This window comes from Thiobacillus sp. (assembly GCF_024708915.1).
This window is the reverse complement of sequence record NZ_JANJXQ010000033.1, coordinates 21,592-38,531: the sequence shown is the minus strand read 5'-3', so window position 1 is coordinate 38,531 and position 16,940 is coordinate 21,592. Positions and strand designations below refer to the sequence as shown.

25 protein-coding genes are annotated in these 16,940 nt (G+C 61.6%); 21 read left to right on the top strand and 4 right to left on the bottom strand.

Translation table 11 applies throughout. The features are described from left to right. Positions 1-47 precede the first annotated feature (47 nt). From rpsQ to Q0L94_RS02765, 20 genes are all read left to right on the top strand, one after another. The gene (gene rpsQ / locus Q0L94_RS02860) at positions 48-311 is read left to right on the top strand and encodes a 30S ribosomal protein S17 (protein ID WP_018079510.1); all 264 of its coding nucleotides are present in this window, start codon (positions 48-50) and stop codon (positions 309-311) included. 169 nt (positions 312-480) lie between these two features. Continuing rightward, entirely contained in the window at positions 481-849 is a 369-nt protein-coding gene (gene rplN / locus Q0L94_RS02855) for a 50S ribosomal protein L14 (RefSeq protein WP_018079511.1), read from the top strand. A 9-nt stretch (positions 850-858) separates the two neighbouring features. Continuing rightward, the gene (gene rplX, locus Q0L94_RS02850; protein ID WP_296749909.1) at positions 859-1,182 is read left to right on the top strand and encodes a 50S ribosomal protein L24; all 324 of its coding nucleotides are present in this window, start codon (positions 859-861) and stop codon (positions 1,180-1,182) included. 2 nt (positions 1,183-1,184) lie between these two features. Beyond that, complete coding sequence (gene rplE / locus Q0L94_RS02845) at positions 1,185-1,724, top strand: 50S ribosomal protein L5 (RefSeq protein ID WP_296749907.1); 540 nt, start codon at positions 1,185-1,187, stop codon at positions 1,722-1,724. A gap of 7 nt (positions 1,725-1,731) precedes the next feature. Next, positions 1,732-2,037 (top strand): 30S ribosomal protein S14, encoded by a 306-nt coding sequence (rpsN, locus tag Q0L94_RS02840; protein ID WP_296642800.1) that lies wholly within the window; start codon positions 1,732-1,734, stop codon positions 2,035-2,037. Between the two features lie 12 nt (positions 2,038-2,049). Then, positions 2,050-2,445: a 30S ribosomal protein S8 gene (gene rpsH, locus Q0L94_RS02835; protein WP_296749906.1), complete on the top strand. Its 396-nt coding sequence runs from the start codon at positions 2,050-2,052 to the stop codon at positions 2,443-2,445. A 12-nt stretch (positions 2,446-2,457) separates the two neighbouring features. After that, a complete protein-coding gene (rplF, locus tag Q0L94_RS02830) occupies positions 2,458-2,988 on the top strand; it encodes a 50S ribosomal protein L6 (RefSeq protein ID WP_296749904.1) in 531 nt (176 codons plus the stop codon). Positions 2,989-3,004: 16 nt separating this feature from the next. Beyond that, entirely contained in the window at positions 3,005-3,358 is a 354-nt protein-coding gene (gene rplR / locus Q0L94_RS02825; RefSeq protein ID WP_296749902.1) for a 50S ribosomal protein L18, read from the top strand. A gap of 15 nt (positions 3,359-3,373) precedes the next feature. Continuing rightward, positions 3,374-3,889: a 30S ribosomal protein S5 gene (gene rpsE, locus Q0L94_RS02820; RefSeq protein WP_018079518.1), complete on the top strand. Its 516-nt coding sequence runs from the start codon at positions 3,374-3,376 to the stop codon at positions 3,887-3,889. Positions 3,890-3,892: 3 nt separating this feature from the next. Next, positions 3,893-4,078, top strand: coding sequence for a 50S ribosomal protein L30 (gene rpmD / locus Q0L94_RS02815; RefSeq protein ID WP_296749901.1), 186 nt, complete (start codon positions 3,893-3,895; stop codon positions 4,076-4,078). Beyond that, positions 4,079-4,513, top strand: a complete 435-nt coding sequence (gene rplO, locus Q0L94_RS02810; protein ID WP_296749899.1) for a 50S ribosomal protein L15 — start codon at positions 4,079-4,081, stop codon at positions 4,511-4,513. Between the two features lie 19 nt (positions 4,514-4,532). Further along, positions 4,533-5,846 carry a preprotein translocase subunit SecY gene (gene secY / locus Q0L94_RS02805; protein ID WP_296749897.1) on the top strand — a complete coding sequence of 438 codons (1,314 nt, stop codon included), beginning with the start codon at positions 4,533-4,535 and terminating at the stop codon, positions 5,844-5,846. Beyond that, positions 5,846-6,064 carry a translation initiation factor IF-1 gene (infA, locus tag Q0L94_RS02800; protein WP_018079522.1) on the top strand — a complete coding sequence of 73 codons (219 nt, stop codon included), beginning with the start codon at positions 5,846-5,848 and terminating at the stop codon, positions 6,062-6,064. The genes secY and infA overlap by 1 nt, the downstream gene beginning before the upstream one ends. Before the next feature lie 43 nt (positions 6,065-6,107). Beyond that, complete coding sequence (gene rpmJ / locus Q0L94_RS02795; RefSeq protein WP_026240735.1) at positions 6,108-6,221, top strand: 50S ribosomal protein L36; 114 nt, start codon at positions 6,108-6,110, stop codon at positions 6,219-6,221. A gap of 95 nt (positions 6,222-6,316) precedes the next feature. Beyond that, a complete protein-coding gene (gene rpsM / locus Q0L94_RS02790) occupies positions 6,317-6,673 on the top strand; it encodes a 30S ribosomal protein S13 (protein ID WP_296749895.1) in 357 nt (118 codons plus the stop codon). Between the two features lie 9 nt (positions 6,674-6,682). Next, complete coding sequence (rpsK, locus tag Q0L94_RS02785) at positions 6,683-7,075, top strand: 30S ribosomal protein S11 (RefSeq protein WP_018079524.1); 393 nt, start codon at positions 6,683-6,685, stop codon at positions 7,073-7,075. Positions 7,076-7,089: 14 nt separating this feature from the next. After that, positions 7,090-7,719, top strand: coding sequence for a 30S ribosomal protein S4 (rpsD, locus tag Q0L94_RS02780; RefSeq protein WP_296749893.1), 630 nt, complete (start codon positions 7,090-7,092; stop codon positions 7,717-7,719). Between the two features lie 58 nt (positions 7,720-7,777). Then, positions 7,778-8,758, top strand: a complete 981-nt coding sequence (rpoA, locus tag Q0L94_RS02775; protein ID WP_296749891.1) for a DNA-directed RNA polymerase subunit alpha — start codon at positions 7,778-7,780, stop codon at positions 8,756-8,758. Between the two features lie 83 nt (positions 8,759-8,841). Next, positions 8,842-9,231, top strand: a complete 390-nt coding sequence (gene rplQ / locus Q0L94_RS02770; RefSeq protein ID WP_296749889.1) for a 50S ribosomal protein L17 — start codon at positions 8,842-8,844, stop codon at positions 9,229-9,231. 143 nt (positions 9,232-9,374) lie between these two features. After that, positions 9,375-10,103 carry an SAM-dependent chlorinase/fluorinase gene (locus Q0L94_RS02765; RefSeq protein WP_296749887.1) on the top strand — a complete coding sequence of 243 codons (729 nt, stop codon included), beginning with the start codon at positions 9,375-9,377 and terminating at the stop codon, positions 10,101-10,103. A gap of 6 nt (positions 10,104-10,109) precedes the next feature. On the opposite strand, the gene Q0L94_RS02760 is transcribed toward Q0L94_RS02765, so the two are convergent. The 4 genes from Q0L94_RS02760 to uvrA form a co-directional block, all read right to left on the bottom strand. Continuing rightward, a complete protein-coding gene (locus tag Q0L94_RS02760) occupies positions 10,110-11,375 on the bottom strand; it encodes a glycerate kinase (protein WP_296749886.1) in 1,266 nt (421 codons plus the stop codon). A gap of 122 nt (positions 11,376-11,497) precedes the next feature. Next, on the bottom strand, positions 11,498-11,800 hold the full coding sequence (locus Q0L94_RS02755) for a hypothetical protein (protein WP_296749884.1): 303 nt from the start codon (positions 11,798-11,800) through the stop codon (positions 11,498-11,500). Between the two features lie 126 nt (positions 11,801-11,926). Further along, positions 11,927-12,661 (bottom strand): pseudouridine synthase, encoded by a 735-nt coding sequence (locus Q0L94_RS02750; protein WP_296749882.1) that lies wholly within the window; start codon positions 12,659-12,661, stop codon positions 11,927-11,929. 1 nt (position 12,662) lies between these two features. Then, entirely contained in the window at positions 12,663-15,485 is a 2,823-nt protein-coding gene (uvrA, locus tag Q0L94_RS02745; RefSeq protein ID WP_296749879.1) for an excinuclease ABC subunit UvrA, read from the bottom strand. Positions 15,486-15,577: 92 nt separating this feature from the next. On the opposite strand from uvrA, the gene Q0L94_RS02740 reads away from it, so the two are divergent. Beyond that, positions 15,578-16,933 (top strand): MFS transporter, encoded by a 1,356-nt coding sequence (locus Q0L94_RS02740; RefSeq protein ID WP_296749912.1) that lies wholly within the window; start codon positions 15,578-15,580, stop codon positions 16,931-16,933. Positions 16,934-16,940: the final 7 nt, after the last annotated feature.

The window sequence follows — 16,940 nt, the reverse complement described above, 5'->3', positions numbered from 1 at the left end:
GATATTGCCCGGGTCAAGACCATTATGCGCGAGAAGGCGGGTCAAGCATGACTGAAGTCAAGAAAATGGTTCGCACGCTGACAGGGCGTGTGGTGAGCGACAAGATGAACAAGACGGTGACGGTGCTGGTCGAGCGTCGCGTCAAGCATCCGGTTATCGGCAAGATTATCCGGCTGTCCAAGAAGTATCACGCTCACGATGAAAACAACGAGTTTCACGAGGGTGATACGGTGCAGATCGAGGAGTCGCGAAAGCTGTCGCGCACCAAGGCGTGGACGGTAAGCAAGCTGATCGATCGGGCGCGCGTATAACGCTTGCGCAAAATGCAGTTGCCCGGTATCATGCCGGGTTTTCCGGTTGGTGGCCGGTTGGTTTTGTCCGGTTCGCTGACTCAAGTGGTCCCGCGTATAGCGGGATTTTCTCCCGAACGGGTTCCAAGACTGGCCGCCAGTGTGGTGGATTAAGTTGGAGGCAATTTAAATGATTCAGATGCAGTCCGTATTGGACGTGGCAGACAATACCGGTGCGCGCTCGGTTATGTGCATCAAGGTGTTGGGCGGCAGTCATCGCCGCTATGCGGGCGTGGGTGATGTCATCAAGGTCACCATCAAGGATGCTGCGCCGCGCGGCCGCGTGAAAAAAGGCGACATCTACAACGCTGTAGTGGTTCGCACTGCCAAGGGTGTGCGTCGGCCCGATGGTTCGCTGGTGCGCTTCGATGGCAATGCGGCGGTGCTGCTGAATAATAAATTGGAGCCGATCGGTACCCGTATTTTCGGGCCGGTTACCCGTGAGTTGCGTACCGAGAAGTTCATGAAGATCGTCTCGCTGGCACCCGAGGTTCTGTGAGAGGGAATCATGGCACGTATTCGTAAAAGTGATCAGGTGATCGTTCTGGCCGGGAAAGACAAGGGTAAGCGCGGTGTTGTACTCAGGGTGCTTGATGATGGCCATGTGCTGGTCGAGGGCGTGAATCGCGTCAAGAAGCACCAGAAGCCCAATCCCATGCGCAATATCCAGGGCGGGATCATCGAAAAAGAAATGCCGATCCAGGCTTCCAATGTCGCGTTGTTCAACGTGGGCACGCAGAAGGCTGATCGTGTGGGTTACAAGGTGCTGGAGGACGGCCGCAAGGTGCGTGTGTACAAGTCCAATGGCGAAATGGTTGACGCTCAGGGGTGATCATGGCGCGTTTTCAAGAATTTTATCGTGAGACGGTGGTGCCCAAGCTGGTTGAGCAGTTTGGCTATAAGTCCGTCATGGAAGTGCCGCGTATCCAGAAGGTTACCCTGAACATGGGGGTCGGCGAGGCGGTGGCTGACAAGAAGGTGATGGACCATGCGGTATCGGACATGCAGAAGATCGCGGGCCAGAAGCCGGTTGTCACCAAGTCCAAAAAATCCATTGCAGGCTTCAAGATCCGTGAGGATTATCCGGTCGGCTGCATGGTGACACTGCGTCGTGCGCAGATGTTCGAGTTCCTGGATCGTCTGGTGACGGTGGCAATGCCGCGTATCCGCGATTTTCGTGGTGTTTCGGGCAAATCCTTTGATGGTCGTGGAAACTACAACATGGGTGTCAAAGAGCAGATTATTTTTCCCGAGATCGAGTATGACAAGATTGATGCGTTGCGCGGGATGAATATCACGATCACCACCACAGCCAAGACTGATGATGAAGCGCGGGCTCTGCTTGCCGCCTTCAGTTTCCCGTTCAAGAATTGAGGTAGGCATGGCCAAGTTATCCTTGATTAATCGTGAAGAAAAACGTGCGCGCATGGTGAAAAAATATGCTGCCAAGCGTGCCGAGATCAAAGCACTGATCGCCAACTCGCAGACCAGCGATGAAGACCGCATGGCGGCCTATCAGGCTTTGCAGGCCCTGCCGCGCAATGCCAGCCCGGTGCGCCAGCGCAACCGTTGCCAGTTGACGGGGCGCCCGCGTGGTGTGTTCAGCAAGTTTGGCCTGGCGCGCGGCAAGCTGCGTGAATATGCGATGCGGGGCGAAATCCCGGGCATCGTCAAGGCAAGCTGGTAAGGGGTAGACGATATGAGTATGAGTGATCCCATTGCGGACATGCTGACCCGCATTCGAAATGCGCAGGCGGTTGAGAAGGCGGTTGTCATGATGCCTTCATCGAAAGTCAAAGTGGCGATAGCCAAGGTGCTGAAGGACGAAGGTTATATCGAGGATTTCGCCATCCGTGGCGAAGCCGGTAAACCCGAGCTTGAACTGCAGCTGAAATATTACGCGGGCCGTCCGGTGATCGAGCGCATTGAGCGCGTGAGCAAGCCTGGCTTGCGTGTCTACAAGGGTGCCGAGGATCTGCCGCGCGTCATGAATGGCCTGGGGGTTGCGATCGTCTCCACCTCGAGTGGTGTGATGACAGACCGCCATGCGCGCGCCAAGGGCGTGGGTGGTGAAGTCCTGTGCGTGGTTGCGTAAGAAGGAGCGGATATGTCACGTGTAGCCAATAATCCTATTGCGTTGCCTAAAGGCGTCGAAGTCACGCTGGGCGGAGCGGTCTCGGTCAAGGGGCCGCTGGGGGCGATGAGCCAAGCGATGTCGACTGACGTATCGGTCGCGCTTAATGACGGGGTGCTGACTTTTGCGCCTACCAGCGAAAGCATCCAGGCGAATGCCATGGCGGGAACGATGCGTGCACTGGTCAACAATATGGTGCAGGGTGTTTCCAAGGGATTTGAAAAGAAGCTTTTGCTGGTCGGGGTCGGATATCGTGCCCAGGCTCAGGGCGACGCGCTCAATCTGACGCTTGGATTCTCGCACCCTGTCGTGCACAAGATGCCTGCCGGCATCAAGGTCGAGACCCCGACGCAGACCGAGATTGTGATCAAGGGTATCGATCGCCAGGTCGTTGGGCAGGTGGCCGCCGACGTGCGCGCATATCGTCCGCCGGAGCCTTATAAGGGCAAGGGTGTTCGCTATAGCGACGAAGTGGTGATCAAGAAAGAGACCAAGAAGAAGTAAGGCTTAAGGACAGACAATGAACACCAAGCAATCACGGATTCGCAGAGCGCGCAAAACCCGCGCCAAAATCGCGGCCGTCAAGGCGACCCGCCTGGCAATTCACCGCACCAACAGCCACATTTACGCCCAGATCATTTCGGCGGACGGCGGCACGGTCATGACCAGTGCGTCCTCTAACGACAAGGAGCTGCGTGCTGTTTTGGGCAACGGCGGCAACGTGGCGGCGGCAGCTGCCGTCGGCAAGCGCTTGGCCGAGAAAGCCAAGGGCCTGGGTATTGAAAAAGTGGCTTTCGATCGAGCTGGATTCAGGTTTCATGGGCGAGTGAAAGCCCTCGCTGAAGCAGCCCGCGAAGGCGGTTTGGTATTTTAACGAGGCAGACTCAAGATGGCCCGTACAGCACCTACTAGTAACGAAGAGCGCGGCGACGGCTTGCGCGAGAAGATGATTTCGGTCAACCGCGTCACCAAAGTGGTGAAGGGTGGCCGGATCATGGGATTTGCCGCGCTGACCGTGGTCGGCGACGGCGATGGCGGTATCGGCATGGGCAAGGGCAAGTCCCGCGAAGTGCCGGTGGCCGTGCAGAAGGCAATGGAGGAGGCCCGTCGCAAGCTGGTCAAGATCAGCCTGAAGAACGGCACCTTCCATCATACGGTGGTGGGGCAGCATGGCGCTTCGCGTGTGCTGATCCAGCCGGCATCGGAAGGTACTGGCATTATTGCGGGCGGGGCGATGCGTGCCGTTTTCGAAGTGATGGGCGTGCAGAACGTGCTTGCCAAATGCCTGGGTTCAACCAATCCCTATAACGTCGTGCGTGCGACGATCGATGGCCTGTTGAAAATGTCCACGCCGTCCGAGATTGCTGCCAAGCGCGGCAAGTCCGTCGAAGACATCACGGGGTAAGTCATGAGCGAGCTGAAAAAAATCAGAGTGATGCTGGTCAAAAGCTTGATCGGCACCAAGGCGCCGCATCGCGCCTGCGTGCGCGGCTTGGGCCTGCGTCGAATGAATCACACGGTCGAGGTGCTTGATACCCCGGAAAACCGCGGAATGATTTCCCGGGTTGCCTATCTGGTGAAGTGCGAGGCTTAAATGGAACTGAATAACATCAAACCGGCTGACGGCGCCAAGAAGAACAAGCGCCGCTTGGGTCGTGGCATTGGCTCCGGTCTGGGTAAAACCGCGGGGCGTGGCCACAAGGGCCAGAAATCCCGCGCAGGGGGCTTTCATAAAGTGGGCTTTGAGGGCGGTCAGATGCCGATGCATCGTCGCCTGCCCAAGCGCGGCTTCGTTTCGCTGACCAAGGCCGATACGGCGCATGTCCGACTGTTCGAGCTGGCGGCGGTAGGGGTGGACGAGATCGATTTGCTGGTGCTGAAGCAGGCTGGTGTCGTCAGTGCCGCGGCTAAAACTGCCAAGGTTTATTTGGCGGGTGAGATTGGCAAGGCGATCAAGTTGCGCGGTATTGCCGTGACCAAGGGAGCGCGTGCTGCGATCGAGGCTGCGGGCGGCAGCATCGCCGACTGAGTCAGAGAGGGTATACGCTTTGGCCACGCCCAAAACCGGTTTGAATAAATTCGGCGACCTCAAGCGCCGTTTGTTGTTCCTGCTTGGCGCTTTGATTGTGTACCGTATCGGCACCTTCATTCCGGTGCCGGGTATCGATCCGCTGGTGCTCGAACAACTCTTCAAGTCGCAGCAGGGCGGCATCCTGGGCATGTTCAACATGTTCTCCGGCGGTGCGCTATCGCGCTTCAGCGTGTTCGCGCTGGGGATCATGCCGTACATTTCGGCGTCGATCATCGTGCAGTTGATGACCACCGTGTCTCCGCAGCTTGAGGCGCTGAAAAAAGAGGGCGAGGCAGGGCGCCGCAAGATTACCCAGTACACCCGTTACGGAACCTTGTTTCTAGCCGTTTTTCAGGCGCTGGGTATTGCCATTGCCCTGGAATCACAGGCGGGTCTGGTGCTTGACCCGGGCATGGCGTTTCGCCTGATTACGGTGGTTACGCTGACTGCCGGCACGATGTTCTTGATGTGGCTGGGTGAGCAGATTACCGAGCGTGGCCTGGGTAATGGTATTTCCATCATTATTTTCGCGGGTATTGCCGCGGGCCTGCCCTCTGCGATCGGCGGCACACTGGAGTTGACGCGCACCGGAGCGTTCTCGATCCCGCTGGTGCTGATGCTGTTCGTCGGCGTGTTGCTGGTGACGGCACTGGTGGTGTTCGTCGAACGTGGCCAGCGCAAGATCCTGGTCAACTATGCCAAGCGCCAAGTCGGCAAAATGGTGGTAGGCGGACAAAGTTCGCATCTGCCGCTGAAGTTGAATATGGCCGGGGTGATCCCGCCGATTTTTGCCTCCAGCATTATTTTGTTTCCGGCGACCCTGGCAGGCTGGTTTGGCAGTAGCGACAACATGGGGTGGTTGAAAGATATCGGGGCGACCCTGTCGCCCGGCCAGCCGGTGTACGTTCTGCTGTATGCATTGGCGATCATCTTCTTTTGCTTTTTCTACACGGCCTTGGTATTTAACCCCAAGGAAACCGCCGACAATCTGAAGAAGAGTGGTGCGTTCGTTCCGGGTATTCGTCCGGGCGACCAAACCGCACGCTACATCGACAAGATATTGACCCGGCTGACGCTGGTGGGGGCGATCTACATCACCCTGGTGTGCTTGCTACCCGAGTTTCTGATTTTGAAGTGGAATGTTCCTTTCTATTTTGGGGGAACGTCGCTGCTGATCATTGTGGTGGTGACCATGGATTTCATGGCGCAGGTTCAGGCTTATGTCATGTCGCACCAGTATGAAGGCTTGCTCAAGAAAGCCAATTTCAAGAATGGCCTGGTGGGGCGTTGATGTCCAAGGAAGATGTCATCCAGATGCAGGGTGAAGTCGTTGAAAACCTGCCTAATGCCACCTTTAGAGTCAAGCTTGAAAATGGCCATGTCCTGCTGGGCCATATCTCCGGCAAGATGCGCATGCACTACATTCGCATCCTGCCGGGAGACAAGGTGACGGTAGAGCTTACGCCTTACGATCTGACCAAAGGCCGGATCGTTTTCCGGGCCAAATGATTTTGATCGGCAGCATGCTGCCGGTGAGTGAATGGAGAGAACCATGAGAGTACAGGCTTCAGTCAAGAAAATGTGCCGTAAGTGCAAGGTTGTGCGCCGCAAAGGCGTTGTGCGCGTGATCTGTGACGATCCGCGTCACAAGCAGCGCCAGGGCTAAGCAGCCCCCGTATTACCAAGTGAGTGCGGATTAGAGTCAACCCAAGAACGGGTTGACGTGTTATAATTTTTTGTTTTGCGTTCGGAGCTTTGCGAATGGCTCGTATTGCTGGGGTTAATATCCCTAATCATCAACACGCGATTATTGCGTTGACCGCCATTTATGGCATCGGCAGAACCACGTCCGGCAAGATTTGCGAAGCGGCAGGCGTTGCCCAGACTTCGAAAATCAAGGATCTGTCCGAGGCCGAGATGGAGCGCTTGCGCGAGGGCGTGGCCCAATTTACGGTCGAGGGCGACCTACGCCGTGAAACCACCATGAACATCAAGCGTTTGATGGATCTCGGCTGCTATCGCGGCTTCCGTCATCGCAAGGGCTTGCCTGTGCGTGGTCAGCGCACACGCACCAACGCGCGTACCCGCAAGGGCCCACGCAAGGCCATCAAGAGATAAAGGTTAACCATGGCAACGAAAACTGCAACGCGCGTGCGCAAGAAGGTCAAGAAGAATGTCGCAGAGGGTATTGCGCACATTCATGCTTCGTTCAACAACACCATCGTGACGATCACCGATCGTCAGGGCAACGCCCTGTCGTGGGCGACCGCCGGTGGTGCGGGCTTCAAGGGTTCGCGTAAGTCGACGCCGTTTGCAGCGCAGGTCGCGGCTGAAAACGCCGGCAAGATGGCGCAGGAATACGGCGTCAAGAACCTGGAAGTCCGGATCAAAGGCCCCGGCCCGGGCCGGGAATCCACCGTGCGTGCGCTGAATGCGCTGGGCTTCAAGATCGTTGCGATCTCGGATGTCACCCCGATTCCGCACAACGGCTGCCGTCCCTCCAAAAAGCGTCGAATTTAATCCTAGGGTAAATCATGGCTCGTAATCTTGATCCCAAATGCCGTCAGTGCCGCCGTGAAGGCGAAAAGCTGTTCCTGAAAGGCGAGAAGTGTTTCACCGACAAGTGCGCCATCGAACGCCGTGCTTATGCGCCTGGTCAGCATGGCCAGAAGAGCGGTGCCCGTCTGTCCGGGTATGGTGTGCAACTGCGTGAAAAGCAGAAAATCCGCCGTATCTACGGCGTGCTCGAAGGGCAGTTCCGCCTGGTCTACAAAAAGGCGGACAGCCGCAAAGGCGTGACGGGTGAAAACCTGCTGTCGATGCTGGAGTCGCGCCTGGATTCGGTGTGCTATCGCATGGGCTTTGGCGCGTCGCGCACCGAAGCGCGTCAAGTGGTGCGCCATAACGGCATCACGGTTAACGGCCGCCGGGTCAATATCCCGTCGTATCAGGTGCGTGCCGGCGATGTGGTCGAGGTGTCTGAAAAGGCGAAAGCCCAGCTGCGTATCAAGGGGGCGGCAGAAGCCACCGCCGCGCGTGGTTATCCCGAATGGGTCGAAGTCGATGCCAAGGCGCTCAAGGGCACCTACAAGGCTGCGCCGCAGCGCTCGGAACTGCCGTCGACCATCAACGAGTCGCTGGTCGTCGAACTGTACTCCAAATAAGCTGGCCGGGTCCTGACAGACCCGGTTTTCAGGGCTGCTTCTCAAGGAATCGCACTCTATGCAAAGCGCTACGGAATTTCTCAAGCCGCGTATTGTGGAGGTGGATCGCGCCTCCCCGCTGCACGCCAAGGTCATCATGGAGCCCTTCGAGCGCGGCTATGGCCACACGCTCGGTAATGCGCTGCGTCGTATCCTGTTGTCCTCAATGGTCGGTTATGCGCCGACTGAAGTCACCATCAGCGGTGTCGTTCACGAGTATTCGACAATCGAGGGCGTTCAGGAAGACGTCGTCGACATCCTCCTGAACCTCAAAGGTATCGCTTTCAAGATGCATGGCAAGTCCGAGGCGATCTTGAGAGTGTCCAGGTCGGACGAAGGCATCGTTACTGCGGGCGATATCGAGGTCGGTCACGACATCGAAGTGCTGAACCCGGATCACGTGATTGCTCACCTGACCAAGGGCGGCAAACTCGATATGGAAATCAAGATCGAGAGCGGCCGCGGTTACCAGCCGGCCACGTCGCGCAAGGTTCCCGAAGAATCCCGCTCGGTGGGCTCCATTCTGGTGGATGCCTCGTTCAGCCCGGTTCGCCGGGTGGCTTACTCGGTGGAAAGCGCGCGAGTGGAACAGCGCACCGACCTCGACCGCCTGGTTATCGATATCGAAACCAATGGCGTGGTTGAGCCGGAAGAGGCTGTCCGTACCGCTGCCCGCATTCTGGTGAGCCAGTTGTCCGTATTCGCCGATCTGGAAGGTACGCCAGCCGAATCCGAGTCGCCGCGCTCGCCGCAGGTGGATCCCCTGCTGCTGCGCCCGGTCGACGATCTGGAGTTGACCGTGCGTTCGGCCAACTGCCTGAAAGCCGAGAACATTTATTTCATTGGCGACCTGATCCAGCGTTCCGAAACCGAATTGCTGCGTACGCCGAATCTGGGCCGCAAATCGCTGAACGAGATCAAGGACGTGCTGGCCTCCAAGAGCCTGTCGCTGGGGATGAAGCTGGAAAACTGGCCGCCTGCCGGCCTCGAACGCCCCTGATTCACCGATTCAAAACCGACAATAAAGTGCGGATCGCCGTGGCTGGTGGTCTAGCCCAAGAATACTGACTGAAAGGAAATGCCATGCGTCATCGTCAATCCAACCGCAAACTCAATCGCACTACCAGCCATCGTCTGGCCATGTTCCGCAACATGAGTGTGTCGCTGCTGAAGCACGAAGTCATCAAGACCACGCTGCCGAAGGCCAAGGAACTGCGCCGCTTCGTCGAGCCGCTGATCACCCTGGGCAAGGAACCCAGCCTGGCTAATCATCGCCTGGCGTTCGACCGGCTGCGCGACCGCGACGTGGTCGTCAAGCTGTTCGGCGAACTGGGCCCGCGTTACAAGACCCGTCCCGGCGGTTACCTGCGTATCCTGAAGTATGGCTTCCGCAATGGCGACAATGCGCCGATGGCACTGGTCGAACTGGTTGATCGTCCGGACAGCGACACCGCACCGGCCGATGCCGAATAAGCCGTATTGCTGAACCAGTTGAAGAAGCCGGGCACGCCCGGCTTTTTCTTTGCCTCTGACTGGAACGAGGCATCTGTATTGCACTTGCCGGCTCCCGGCATGCTCGTGCATAGTTGGCTTTCCCGCCTGCCACAGGAATAGCCGTGATTGTTCTCTTCACCGATTTCGGCGTACGCGACCCCTATGTTGGCCAGCTCAAGGCTCAGCTGGCTGAGCATGCGCCCGGCCAGCAGGTGGTGGACCTGCTGCACGAGGTGCCAGACTTCAATCCCCATGCGGGCGCCCATCTGCTCGCTGCATTTGCGCCGGGTTTTCCGCCAGGCAGCGTATTCCTGGCCGTAGTGGATCCCGGCGTCGGCACGCTGCGCGGTGCCGTGGTCGCCCTGGCAGGCGGCCGCTGGTTCGTTGGGCCGGACAACGGATTGCTGTCTATCGTGGCTGCACGGCACAGCGACACCCGGCTATGGCGTATCCACTGGCAGCCTGAAATCCTGTCGCCCACGTTTCACGGACGCGACCTGTTTGCGCCGATTGCGGCCGACATTGCACGCGGCGAATTTCCTGCTGCCAAGTTGACCCAGACAGACCAGCTCGATGTCGAGTTCGATGCCGGCGATCTGGCCCGCGTGATATACATCGACCATTATGGCAACGCCTGGACCGGTATCCGCGGTGTACCGAAGAATGCGCGCGTCAGTGCCGCAGGCGAATCGTTCAGGCACAGCGACAGTTTTGGTTTGGTCGGCAAGGGGGAGGGTTTCTGGTTCCTCAACAGCGTCGGACTGTTGGAGCTTGCAGTCAATCGTGGCAGTGCCGCGACGGCGTTCGGCTTGACGGTCGGCGATCCGGTGCGGGTGCAGCGGCTGAATTGACGGCGCTCAATCCACGTCGAGCAGCAGCGCCCGGTAGTCGTTGACGTTGGTGCGGGTGGGGCCGGTCAGGACCAGGTCGCCCAGCGCGGAAAAAAATCCATGGCTGTCATGCGCCGCCAGCAGGATTTCTCCCTGAATGCCGAGCGCCCGGGCACGTGCAAGCGTGTCCGGGGCGAGCAGCGCACCGGCATTGTCTTCGCTGCCGTCGATGCCGTCGGTGTCGCAGGCAATGGCCCAGGCCGGGGTGCCGCGCAAGGCCAGCGCCAAAGCCAGCAAATATTCGCTGTTGCGCCCCCCTCGCCCATGCTGCGGACGCAGTGTAACGGTGGTTTCGCCGCCCGAGATCAAGGCGAGCGCCCCCCTGGCGCGGCGGGCGTGGGCCAGTGCGGCATGCTGCCGGGCAACGGCCTGGGCGTCGCCGCTGATACTGTCGGAAATCAGCAGCGCGGGGATGCCGTGCTGTTCGAACACCCTGACCGCAGCCATCAGACTGTCGTGCGCGCTGCCGATGACGCGGTTTTCCATGCGCGAAAAGCACGGGTCGCCCGGTTTGGGCGTATCGCCGCGCGCATCCGCCGAGCAGGTTTCGAGATGGCGTTGAACCCCGCGGGGAAGCGCGATCCGGAAATGCGCCAGCCGGTCGAGCGCGTCGGAACAGGTGGTGGGATCGGGCGTGCAGGGACCGGATGCGATGATGCTGGGGTCGTCGCCGACAACATCGGAAATGATCAGCGCGCGTCCTCGCGCCTTGCCTGATGCGCGCGCCAGTTGTCCGCCCGACAGGCGGGTGAGGTGCTTGCGCACAGTGTTGATATCGTGGATGGGGGCGCCCGCGTGCAGCAGGGCTTGGGTGACCTGTCGCAACGCCTTCAGGCTGACGCCTGCGACCGGCGCGGCGAGCAGGCTGGAGCCGCCGCCTGAAACCAGCGCCAGCAGCAGATCGTCCTCCCCCAAGCCTGCCGCCATCTCCAGCATCCGCAAGGCGGCGGCCTCGCCGCGCCCGTCGGGCAGCGGGTGGCTGGCCTCGACCACTTCGATACAGCGGGTAGGCAGGCTGTGTCGATAGCGGGTGACCACCAGGCCGGACAGTCGCGCATCGGCCGGCCAGTGAGCCTCGACGGCAGCGGCCATGCTGGCGGCCGCCTTGCCGCCACCGACCACCAGGGTACGGCCGCCTGGCGGCGCCGGCAGATGCGGCGGCAGGATGCGTGCGGGATCGGCTGCGGCGACGGCAGCGTGAAACGAGTCCAGCAGCAGGGTGCGCGGATTCATCGGGTAAGGAGGAAGAGCCGATGTTGAATTGCGAGGGACTGGCCTTGGGATGTGGCCGGTGCTGGCCAGGCAAACAAAAACGGCCAGGTTTTCCCTGGCCGATTGCGCTGCCTGAAGCGAAATTACTGCTGGGCGGCGTCTTTGGCCTGGTCGGCCATGTCCTGCATCTTGTCGGCACCGGTGGCGGCTGCGTCGGCGGCACCTTGGGCGGCGTCGGCGGCCGCGCCGGCAGCGGCGTCCCCTGCAGCAGAAGCCGCGTCGCGGGCTGCATCAGCAGCAGCGCCTGCCGCTTCCTGGGCAGAATCGGCAGCAGCGCCCGCCGCTTCCTGGGCCTGTTCCATGGCGGGGGCGGCGGCTTCTTCCGCCTTTTGGCAGGCGGTCAGCGCAAGGGCAGCGAAAAGTGCGACGAGAAGTTTGGATTGCATGGATATCTCCCTGGTGTGGATGGAATGTAAAGGAAATGCGGGTCTGGCAACCCGCACTTTTTATTAATAACGCCAAAACGTGCCGGGGACAAGCTTATCGGCGTTTATTTACACACACATTAAGGTTCAAAAACGCTCGTCCGGGCGCAGGTAACGCCATTGCCCCGGCGGCAGATCTCCCAGCCGCACGCGCCCGATACGCACACGCTTCAGCCCCACCACTTGCAGCCCGACCAGTTCGCACATGCGGCGGATCTGGCGCTTGCGGCCTTCTCGCAGAATGAAGCGCAGCTGGTCGGCGTTCTGCCAGCCGACCTTGGCCGGGCGCAAGCGGCGGCCGTCGAGCGAGAGGCCGTGGTTGAGGCGCGCGAGACCGGCTTCATCGAGGCGTCCGGCTACCCGCACCAGGTATTCCTTTTCGATCTCGGAGTCGTCGCCGATCAGCTGTCTGGCGATGCGCCCGTCCTGCGTCAGCACCAACAGGCCGGTCGAATCGATGTCGAGCCGCCCGGCCGGCGCCAGGCCTTTCAGATGAGCGGGATGAAAGGCCGGGCTGGCGCGTCCGTCGCGCCACTGAGCTTCGGGGCGGATCAGGACTACGGCGGGTTGATAGCCCGGCTCCGGCTGGCCGGACACGTAGCCGACCGGCTTGTGCAGCAGGATGGTGACGCGCTGTTGCTGCTGCGCGCTGGCGGCGCTGTCCAGGCGGATCGCGCAGTCGGGGTCGACCCTGGTGCCGAGTTCGCTCACCCGTCTGCCGTCGACGAACACCAATCCGCGCTCGATGTAGCTGTCGGCCTCGCGGCGCGAACACAGGCCGCGCTCCGACATCAGCTTGGAGAGGCGAATGGGTTCGGCCATCTCAGTGCCGCGCCAGCACCGGCTGCAGATACTTGCCGGTATGACTGGCCGGGTTGTCGGACACGGCTTCGGGCGTGCCTTCGGCGATGATCTGCCCGCCGCCGGCGCCGCCCTCGGGGCCAAGGTCGATCAGCCAGTCGGCGGTCTTGATCACATCCAGGTTGTGTTCGATCACGACCACGCTGTTGCCGGCATCGCTCAATCGCTGCAACACGTTCAGCAGCAGGTCGATGTCGGCGAAATGCAGGCCGGTCGTCGGCTCGTCGAGGATGTAGAGGGTGCGCCCGGTGTCGCGCTTGGACAGTTCCAGCGCCAGCTTGACGCGCTGCGCCTCGCCGCCCGACAGCGTGGTGGCGGATTGGCCGAGGCGGATGTAGCCCAAGCCGACGTCGAGCAGGGTCTGCAGCTTGCGCTTGACCACCGGCACCGCGGCGAAGAATTCGTGCGCCTGCTCGATGGTCATTTCCAGCACGTCGCGGATGGTCCTGCCCTTGTATTGCACTTCCAGTGTCTCGCGGTTGTAGCGCGCGCCGTGGCAGACGTCGCACGGCACGTAGATGTCCGGCAGGAAGTGCATTTCGACCTTGACCACGCCGTCGCCCTGGCAGGCTTCGCAGCGTCCGCCCTTGACGTTGAAGCTGAAGCGGCCGGGGCCGTAGCCGCGTGTGCGTGCTTCCGGCACGCCGGCGAAGAGTTCGCGGATCGGTGTGAACAGCCCGGTGTAGGTCGCCGGGTTGGAGCGCGGCGTGCGCCCGATCGGGCTCTGGTCAACGTTGATCACCTTGTCGAAGAATTCCAGGCCGCGGATCTCGCCGTGTGATGCCGGCTCGGCGGTGGAGCCGTACAGATGGCGCGCGACCGCCGCGTACAGCGTGTCGTTGATGAGCGTCGACTTGCCCGATCCCGACACGCCGGTGACGCACACGAACAGGCCGACCGGCAGGTTCAGCGTGACGTGCTTCAGGTTGTTGCCGCAGGCCCCGGTGACGACGAGCTGGCGCTCGAGGTTCGGCGCGCGACGTTTCTTCGGCATGGCGATGGCGCGCCGCCCGGAGAGGAACTGGCCGGTGAGCGAGGCCTCGTTCAGGCGAATCTCCTCCGGCGTGCCCTCCGCCACCACCTCGCCGCCGTGCACGCCGGCACCGGGTCCCATGTCGACGACATAGTCGGCGGCGCGAATCGCGTCCTCGTCATGTTCGACGACGAGCACGGAATTGCCGATGTCGCGCAGGTGCTTGAGCGTCGCCAGCAGACGGTCGTTGTCGCGCTGGTGCAGGCCGATGGAAGGCTCGTCGAGCACGTACATCACGCCGGTGAGTCCCGAGCCGATCTGCGACGCGAGCCGGATGCGCTGTGCCTCGCCGCCCGACAGCGTGTCGGCCGAGCGGTCGAGCGACAGGTAGTCCAGCCCGACGTTGTTGAGAAAGCCGACGCGAGCGACGATTTCCTTGACGATCTTTTCGGCGATCTGCGCGCGGTGGCCGTCGAGTTTCAGCGCTTCGAAGAACGCCAGCACGTCCTTCAACGGCATCGCGCTCACCTGGTAGATCGGCGCACCGCCGACCATGACGTGGCGGGCCTCCTCGCGCAGGCGGGTGCCGGCGCAGGCGGGGCAGGGCTTGTTGTTCTGGTACTTGGCGAGCTCCTCGCGCACCGCCATGGAATCGGTCTCGCGGTAGCGCCGCTCCATGTTGGCGAGCACGCCCTCGAACGGATAGCTGCGCGTGGTGAAGCCGCCGCGCGGCGCCAGCGCCTGAAACTTGATCGCTTCCTTGCCGGAGCCGTCGAGAATTACATCCTGGATGCGTTTGGGGAGCTTCTCCCACGGCGTGTCGAGGTCGAAGCCGTAGTGCATCGCCAGGCTCTGCAGCATCATGTAGAAGAACTGGTTGCGCTTGTCCCAGCCCTTGATCGCGCCGGCTGCCAGCGACAGATGCGGGAAGGCGACCACGCGTGTCGGGTCGAAAAAGGTGATCTGTCCCAGACCGTCGCAGGTACCGCACGCGCCCATCGGGTTGTTGAACGAGAACAGGCGCGGTTCCAGTTCCGGCAGCGCGTAGCTGCACACCGGGCAGGCGAATTTGGCCGAAAACAGATGTTCCTTGCCGGTATCCATTTCCACCGCCAGCGCGCGGCCCTCGGCGTGTCGCAGCGCCGTCTCGAAGCTTTCTGCCAGGCGCTGCTTGGCATCCGCCCGCACCTTCAGGCGGTCGACCACCACCTCGATGGTGTGCTTCCTGTTCTTGTCCAGCTTGGGTACGCCGTCGAGTTCGTGAACTTTGCCATCGACGCGCACGCGCACGAAGCCCTGTGCCCGGAGTTCGGCAAAGAGCTCGACGTTCTCGCCCTTGCGGCCCACCACCAGCGGCGCGAGGATCATCAGCTTGGTGTCTTCCGGCAGCGCAAGCACCGCGTCGACCATTTGCGACACCGTCTGCGCCGCCAGCGTGATGCCGTGCTCCGGGCATTGCGGATCGCCGACGCGCGCGTAGAGCAGGCGCAGGTAGTCGTGGATCTCGGTCACCGTGCCCACGGTCGAGCGCGGGTTGTGGCTGGTCGCCTTCTGCTCGATCGAGATCGCCGGGGAGAGACCCTCGATCAGGTCGACGTCCGGCTTTTCCATCAGTTGCAGGAACTGCCGCGCGTAGGCCGACAGCGATTCGACGTAGCGGCGCTGGCCTTCGGCGTACAAGGTGTCGAAGGCGAGCGAGGACTTGCCCGAGCCCGACAAGCCCGTGATCACCACCAGCTTGTTGCGCGGCAGGTCGAGGTTGACGTTCTTCAGGTTGTGGGTGCGGGCGCCGCGGATCCGGATGCTTTCCATGGGGGCGGGAGGGTAATTCGCAACCTGCTAATATAGCGGACTTCCCGATTTCGACGTAACCCGCAGTGGCCCACCTCGACCTCTCCGAACGCATGACCCGCGCCGAGAAGCGCGCCGCGTCCGGGCTGGCGGCGATTTTCGGGCTGCGCATGCTGGGCATGTTCCTCATCCTGCCGGTGTTCGCGCTGTATGCCGAACACCTGCCGGGCGGCGACAACCACACCCTGGTCGGCCTGGCGCTCGGCATGTACGGACTCACCCAGGCGCTCCTGATGCTGCCCTTCGGCATGGCGTCCGACCGCATCGGGCGCAAGAAGGTGATCATCTTCGGTCTCATCGTGTTCGCGCTCGGCAGCTTCGTCGCCGCCGCCGCCACCGACATCGCCTGGACCATCGTCGGCCGCGCGCTGCAGGGGGCAGGCGCCATTTCCGCCGCGGTCACCGCCATGCTCGCCGACCTCACCCGCGAGGAGCACCGCACCAAGGCGATGGCCATGATCGGTTCGACCATCGGTATTGCCTTCGCCGTGTCGCTGGTGGCGGGGCCTGCGCTCGCCCGCGTCATCGGCGTGCCGGGGCTGTTCGCGCTAACTGGCGTGCTGGCGCTGGCGGCAATCTGGGTGGTGAAGGTCTGGGTGCCCGATCCCGCGGTCAGCCATTTTCACGCCGATGCGCAGGCCGATCCCGCCGGCCTGCGCGACGTGCTCACCAACGGCCAGTTGCTGCGCCTCGATTTCGGCATCTTCGCCCTGCATGCCGCGCAGATGGCGATGTTCGTCGTCGTTCCGGTGGCGCTGAAGGACAGCGGACTTGCCCCCGACCATCACTGGGCGGTATACCTGCCGGTGCTGCTGGGCTCCTTCGCGCTCATGGTGCCCGCCATCATCTATGGCGAGAAGCACCACCGTCTCAAGCCGGTATTTCTCGGCGCGGTGGCGCTGATGCTCGCCGCCCAGATTGGGCTTGCGCTGGGCATCGCGCATTTCTGGGGCATCGTGTGGGCGCTGTTCGCGTATTTCGTCGCCTTCAATATCCTGGAGGCCAGCCTGCCCTCGCTCATTTCCAAGCTTGCACCGGCCTCGGCCAAGGGCACCGCGATGGGCGTCTACAACACCACCCAGGCATTCGGCCTGTTTTTTGGGGGCGCCGCCGGGGGCTGGCTCGCGCAGCACCATGGCTTCGCCGCCGTGTTCGGCTTCTGCGTCGCGCTGATGGCAGTGTGGCTCGTCGCCGCGCTGTCCATGACCCCGCCACCCGCCGTCAAGACCCGCATGTTTCACGTTGGCGCCATGCCGGCCGACCAGGCTGCGCTGCTCAAGGCCCAGATGGCGGCGCTCGCCGGTGTGGTCGAGGCGACGGTATTGGCCGAAGAGGGCGTCGCCCTGCTCAAGGTCAGCGTGCGTGGCTGGGACGAGGCGGGCTTGCGCAGCTTGATCGAGGCAGCCTGATAGAATT

Coding starts and splice junctions, on each gene's coding strand:
- rpsQ (WP_018079510.1), top strand. CDS start 48: ATGACTGAAGTCAAGAAAATGGTTCGCACGCTGACAGGGCGTGTGGTG.
- rplN (WP_018079511.1), top strand. CDS start 481: ATGATTCAGATGCAGTCCGTATTGGACGTGGCAGACAATACCGGTGCG.
- rplX (WP_296749909.1), top strand. CDS start 859: ATGGCACGTATTCGTAAAAGTGATCAGGTGATCGTTCTGGCCGGGAAA.
- rplE (WP_296749907.1), top strand. CDS start 1,185: ATGGCGCGTTTTCAAGAATTTTATCGTGAGACGGTGGTGCCCAAGCTG.
- rpsN (WP_296642800.1), top strand. CDS start 1,732: ATGGCCAAGTTATCCTTGATTAATCGTGAAGAAAAACGTGCGCGCATG.
- rpsH (WP_296749906.1), top strand. CDS start 2,050: ATGAGTATGAGTGATCCCATTGCGGACATGCTGACCCGCATTCGAAAT.
- rplF (WP_296749904.1), top strand. CDS start 2,458: ATGTCACGTGTAGCCAATAATCCTATTGCGTTGCCTAAAGGCGTCGAA.
- rplR (WP_296749902.1), top strand. CDS start 3,005: ATGAACACCAAGCAATCACGGATTCGCAGAGCGCGCAAAACCCGCGCC.
- rpsE (WP_018079518.1), top strand. CDS start 3,374: ATGGCCCGTACAGCACCTACTAGTAACGAAGAGCGCGGCGACGGCTTG.
- rpmD (WP_296749901.1), top strand. CDS start 3,893: ATGAGCGAGCTGAAAAAAATCAGAGTGATGCTGGTCAAAAGCTTGATC.
- rplO (WP_296749899.1), top strand. CDS start 4,079: ATGGAACTGAATAACATCAAACCGGCTGACGGCGCCAAGAAGAACAAG.
- infA (WP_018079522.1), top strand. CDS start 5,846: ATGTCCAAGGAAGATGTCATCCAGATGCAGGGTGAAGTCGTTGAAAAC.
- rpmJ (WP_026240735.1), top strand. CDS start 6,108: ATGAGAGTACAGGCTTCAGTCAAGAAAATGTGCCGTAAGTGCAAGGTT.
- rpsM (WP_296749895.1), top strand. CDS start 6,317: ATGGCTCGTATTGCTGGGGTTAATATCCCTAATCATCAACACGCGATT.
- rpsK (WP_018079524.1), top strand. CDS start 6,683: ATGGCAACGAAAACTGCAACGCGCGTGCGCAAGAAGGTCAAGAAGAAT.
- rpsD (WP_296749893.1), top strand. CDS start 7,090: ATGGCTCGTAATCTTGATCCCAAATGCCGTCAGTGCCGCCGTGAAGGC.
- rpoA (WP_296749891.1), top strand. CDS start 7,778: ATGCAAAGCGCTACGGAATTTCTCAAGCCGCGTATTGTGGAGGTGGAT.
- rplQ (WP_296749889.1), top strand. CDS start 8,842: ATGCGTCATCGTCAATCCAACCGCAAACTCAATCGCACTACCAGCCAT.
- Q0L94_RS02760 (WP_296749886.1), bottom strand. CDS start 11,375: ATGAATCCGCGCACCCTGCTGCTGGACTCGTTTCACGCTGCCGTCGCC.
- Q0L94_RS02755 (WP_296749884.1), bottom strand. CDS start 11,800: ATGCAATCCAAACTTCTCGTCGCACTTTTCGCTGCCCTTGCGCTGACC.
- Q0L94_RS02750 (WP_296749882.1), bottom strand. CDS start 12,661: ATGGCCGAACCCATTCGCCTCTCCAAGCTGATGTCGGAGCGCGGCCTG.
- uvrA (WP_296749879.1), bottom strand. CDS start 15,485: ATGGAAAGCATCCGGATCCGCGGCGCCCGCACCCACAACCTGAAGAAC.
- Q0L94_RS02740 (WP_296749912.1), top strand. CDS start 15,578: ATGACCCGCGCCGAGAAGCGCGCCGCGTCCGGGCTGGCGGCGATTTTC.